Origin of the sequence: Psychrobacter sp. AOP7-B1-24, from assembly GCF_052376215.1 — a bacterium.
Classification (GTDB): domain Bacteria; phylum Pseudomonadota; class Gammaproteobacteria; order Pseudomonadales; family Moraxellaceae; genus Psychrobacter.
On sequence record NZ_JBQSVL010000123.1, the window covers coordinates 1 to 4,638 of the forward strand.

The following is a 4,638-nucleotide window of genomic DNA, read 5'->3' on the forward strand; positions in this document are numbered from 1 at the left end:
CCTCGTTAAACGCTTTAACCCTTAGATGTTGCAGCATCTTCTTACTTTCATCGTCATTCTTAGCCATTGCCTCCAAAGCACTTTCCCAAATCAGCTTACGTCTAGTCTCTATTTTCCTAGTCTTTGACTTCTCAGCATCCATCAACCGTCTAGCAGTTGCCCGAGCTTTTGCAAGTTCATCAGCTTTTTTCTCCGCTTTCAGTAACACGGCTAACTTACGGTTATCTTCCTTATCTCTATTGGCTTGTTCACCTAACAAGATAATAAGAGATTGGGTATCAGTAATTGACTTGTAGCCTCTAAATCGTTTGATTAGATCATCGAGGTAAGCCGTATCAATGGCAGCCATATTTAGTCCTTTATGGTTAGTTGCGTTGGTATTGAGTTGAGTCTATCATAAGGCATCTATAGTAAATAGGCAGTTGGTTTTTAACCCTTGTTGAGGAAACAAGGCACGTTTAGACGTTTCTATTTTATTCCCCTTTCGGTACATAAACTAGAAACAACGTGGCAAGGGATAAAACCCCCTTTGCAATCCCCAATCAGGCTACCGCCTGACAAATAAAAAGAGCAAAAGAAATGGCAATAGCAATGCTAAGCGTAGGCGTAGGAAGTAAGGGCAAGGCATCCCCTCACGCCCAATACATTGCTCGTGAAGGAAAGTATGAAAAAGAAAGCAACAGCCAAGAAAAGTTAGAACATACAGGGCACGGAAATATGCCTGCGTGGGCAGAGCATAACCCTAATTACTTTTGGCAGTCGGCAGATGAACACGAACGCAAGAACGGCAGTACATACAGGGAACACGTTATTGCTTTACCGAGAGAGCTAGACAGCGATCAACGCCATGATCTTATCAAAGAATGGATAGATAAAGAGATAGGCGACAAGCACGCTTACCAGTACGCTATACACAATCCCCCTGCTATGGATGGCAAGGAACAGCCCCACGCTCATATTATGTTTAGTGAGCGTACAAGAGATGGGGTAGAGCGTGACCCAGAGCAGTATTTTAAACGGTACAACAGCAAGCACCCCGAGCGTGGCGGAGCAAAAAAGGCTAACACTGGTATAAAACCTTCAGAACGCAAGCAAGACCTAAAAGACCAACGCAACAGATGGGAAGAATTGTGCAACCAACACCTAGAGCGTGCAGGGCATAGTGAGCGTATTAGTATGAAATCACTAAAAGAGCAGGGCATAGACCGAGAGCCAACCAACTTCAGCATGACCCAACTTAAAAAGCCCGAGATTAAGCAAGCGTATATCTCAGAATTAGAGGTACGAGAGCAAGCCGAGCAAGCCATAAAAGACGTAGCAAAAGAGATTGACCGCCCGATACGTGACGTACTAGTACAGCAGATAATAAAAGTTACTAATATTAATCAGCGAGAACAAGAGCAACGCCAAGCGGAACAGGCAAAGGCTAAAGCTCAAGAACAGGCACGCCCCACGCCAAGACCGCCACAGCCCAAACCGATACCACAGCCACAGAATGACGCTAAAACCGCCCTAATTGAGAAGTTAGAAAAACGCCATAACCCTTATGAACAGGGAGAGAAAGAGTATTTTAAAGCGGTGCGTGAATACGCTAGTCAGCTACAGCAAAAAGAGGTTGCCAAGATTAAGGCAGAGATTAAAGCGATCAAAGACAAACCACCAGTAGAGCCAACCAAAGGGTTTTTTACGAACAAGAGAACCCATCAATCTAACCAAACGGCATATGCGATTGAGTTGCGAACGCATCAACAAACAATAGAGAATAAAGAGCGTGAACTGGTCAGTAAGCAAGGAATGAGCGTAGCAGAATATAGCCGTTATGAGCATCATCAAGCAATCAAAGAGCAACGCCCTGATCTTGCACAAGCAAGTTATGAAGCGACGGCATGGGACAAGGAAACGCAAAGGCTACAGCAGGAACTAGAGCAGTTAAATAAGCCCCAAGAACAAGAGCAGGTGCAGACGAAAGGTAAGGATATAGATTGGCAATAACTAACGCCCTAGCGGTTGTTGGATTGAGTATTAGCCAGGACAAGCGGAAAATGCCCCGCTTGATCTTGGCTAATACTCAACCTTTACATCAAGGCGTAAATGAGCGTAAACTCAAACGCTAGAAACGAGTAAGCCCCAACAGCGACAACTGTCAGGGCTTAATGTAATTCATAAGTGTGTAACCACCTAAAAACCACGTATCGTAAGCGTATTTTAGTTGGTTGCACACTCTAAGACAAGGCTTTTTTGTATTTGGTGGGATAGGTTTCAGTATTTTTTAAGTAACCCATACTACTACCTGATGCAAAACTGAAATTTTATAGTGTACGCAATCAAACAAATAGACCCGACCGACTGGCAGAGCGTCAGCACTCTAGCCCAATTCTACGCAGACCTAGCGACTAAGCCTTATTGCACTAATAGCAAGGGTTTTAGCCACATTCGCACCAAGTCACACGCCATAAAACACGCCTACATACAACCCAATCACCCCGAGATTATCAAGTGGCTTGTCTTTGACATTGACGATCCACAAGCCCTATTCGCTTACCATGATAATAATTTGCCACGACCGCAAATTATTATCAAAAATCCCGAAAACGGACACGCTCACTACGCCTACAGGCTAACAAAACCAGTGGATAAGTGGCGTAAAGCAAGCACTAAGCCAGTAGAGTATCTAGCCAGTGTGCAAAAGGCGCTACGATTGGCGCTAGGAGCAGACAAAGGCTATAGCGGTAACCTTATAAAAAACCCTTGCCATACCTCGCACGAAGTATATATAACAGGGGCTAAGCCGTCTTATACCCTAGCCGAGCTTGCCGAATATTTAGATTTAAAACCATACCAACAGCAAGAGCCAGCCAATGACGAAGGTTATGGGCGCAATGTGAACGTGTTTAACCATGTTAGACACCAAGCCTATCCGATAGCGAAAGACCTTACCCGAAGGGAGCTAGAGCGTGTTTTAACTGCTATTGCAGAAGAATTTAACCAGCGTTTTGACGTGCCATTATTTCCTAACGAGCTGAAGTACATTGTCCGCAGCATTACACGTTATTGCAAATCAGGGCGGTTTGGGGCATACAGTGAAAAATCAAAAGCGCGTTTCAGCCGTATTCAGTCATGCAGGGTTAAGAGAGCAAACCGTAAAGGTGCTTGTAACAAGGGCGGTCAGGCAAGGTCAGCTAAGTACGAAGATAAGCGAAAACAAGCTCAAGAAATGCACGAACAAGGTTATAATATCAGCCACATATCGAAAGCCCTAGCAACCCACAGAAACACAGTATCTACATGGCTAAAGGAGTATGAGCATGAATGAAAAATCACAGAATGAGCATATCGAAGAATTAGAAGATCAGCCAGACGCTAAACTATTCAGCGAGTTGTTTATTACCGAAGAAGATAGAGATATGTATTCGATAGATTTTGATACGTTCATAGAAATTTTAGCCGATTGGGTAGACGAAGAAGAAAAAATAAGCCCTGACATAGCCCGATATATGGGAATGGTATTGCTTGGAGTCGCCCAAAGATTAGAGGATATTAATGATAATGATAATCATTTCAAAAATGCACAAGTGCCACCGTAATCAGGTAATAGCCCGTTAGGGTGCTTTTTCTTTTTTGCTGCCGTTAAGCATATCTAATCAATTCTTCTGTGCTTAGGCTAATTTAAAACAGATACAAATTTAATCAGTCTTTTTCAATCGACCGCAGTCGATTGCCGCGACCCTGCCAACAAGCCTAATGTTCTACCGTTTTGTATCTATCCTTTCAAACCTAACTTGATTGTGTGCCTATCTGGCTTAAATTAGCGTCTGTCTGCTGTTTGTTTAGCCCTTTGGCTACCCTAGTATCATTTAATAATTTCTAAGCCCTTACAGCGCATTTTAGAGGCTATCAGTTTTTTCATGTGATATTAGATTTTCAACTGACTGTGCGAGCCTAACCGATGCAGAATTAAATCCGTGTCATCTTGATATTCGTACAACAACACCAAATCAGGCTTAACATGACAATCCATCAGGTGTTTCTTGTCGCCAGTGAGGGCATGATTACAAAATCTGACTGGCAGCGGTAAATCATTAATCAAGCAACTCATAACCTCGATCCATTGCGGCGTGATAAGTTCAATCGACTGCTTTTTGATGTCGCGCTTAAATTGATTTGTTGGAACAACCGTTCTAGCCACGAGTAAGCTCCTGTAACGCCTGTATAGCCTCGTCAGGAGCTAATTTATCGAGTTTCCCTGCTTGGTAGTCTAAACGCCCCTGCTCAATCGCCTGTAGCGTCTCAGCACCGAGTACCAAATCATCTGCTTGATAATCAAACGACAGCGGAACTTTCTTCGTTTTGGCAACATTGACCAAAAACATTCTGACCGCTTGTGCGGTAGTCATACCATAATTCTCAAAAATTTGACTGGTTTCGTCTTTGAGTTCTTTTTCAACTCGCATATTAAAATTGACAGTTGACATGGTTTGTACTCCATTTATCTTACAAATGATTCCAATTATAAGACAATTACAGTACAAAATCAGTTATATTTAGGTTTAAGGTTTAAAAAATCGCAACCCAAAAACGAACGCTACTATCACCCCAAATCAACCTTTACAGCATCCTTATCCCTATCTGATACATAAC

General features: G+C 42.9%; 6 protein-coding genes. 3 read left to right on the forward strand and 3 right to left on the reverse strand.

Going from position 1 to position 4,638, the window contains the following annotated elements; all coding sequences use genetic code 11:
- Positions 1 to 349, reverse strand: a 349-nt coding sequence (locus tag ACT3QP_RS14115) for a hypothetical protein (protein ID WP_444525941.1), incomplete at its 3' end; no start/stop codon positions are given.
- A 230-nt stretch (positions 350 to 579) separates the two neighbouring features.
- Between ACT3QP_RS14115 and ACT3QP_RS14120 the strand changes: the two genes are divergently transcribed.
- From ACT3QP_RS14120 to ACT3QP_RS14130, 3 genes are all read left to right on the forward strand, one after another.
- A complete protein-coding gene (locus tag ACT3QP_RS14120; RefSeq protein WP_444525942.1) occupies positions 580 to 1,992 on the forward strand; it encodes a MobA/MobL family protein in 1,413 nt (470 codons plus the stop codon).
- A gap of 322 nt (positions 1,993 to 2,314) precedes the next feature.
- Entirely contained in the window at positions 2,315 to 3,313 is a 999-nt protein-coding gene (locus ACT3QP_RS14125) for a replication initiation protein (protein WP_444525943.1), read from the forward strand.
- Entirely contained in the window at positions 3,306 to 3,584 is a 279-nt protein-coding gene (locus ACT3QP_RS14130; RefSeq protein WP_444525944.1) for a hypothetical protein, read from the forward strand. Before ACT3QP_RS14125 ends, ACT3QP_RS14130 begins: the two co-directional genes overlap by 8 nt.
- A gap of 329 nt (positions 3,585 to 3,913) precedes the next feature.
- Here the strand turns inward: ACT3QP_RS14130 and ACT3QP_RS14135 are convergent, their stop codons facing one another.
- Positions 3,914 to 4,186: a type II toxin-antitoxin system YafQ family toxin gene (locus tag ACT3QP_RS14135; protein WP_444525945.1), complete on the reverse strand. Its 273-nt coding sequence runs from the start codon at positions 4,184 to 4,186 to the stop codon at positions 3,914 to 3,916.
- The gene (locus ACT3QP_RS14140; protein ID WP_444525946.1) at positions 4,179 to 4,472 is read right to left on the reverse strand and encodes a type II toxin-antitoxin system RelB/DinJ family antitoxin; all 294 of its coding nucleotides are present in this window, start codon (positions 4,470 to 4,472) and stop codon (positions 4,179 to 4,181) included. Before ACT3QP_RS14140 ends, ACT3QP_RS14135 begins: the two co-directional genes overlap by 8 nt.
- Positions 4,473 to 4,638: the final 166 nt, after the last annotated feature.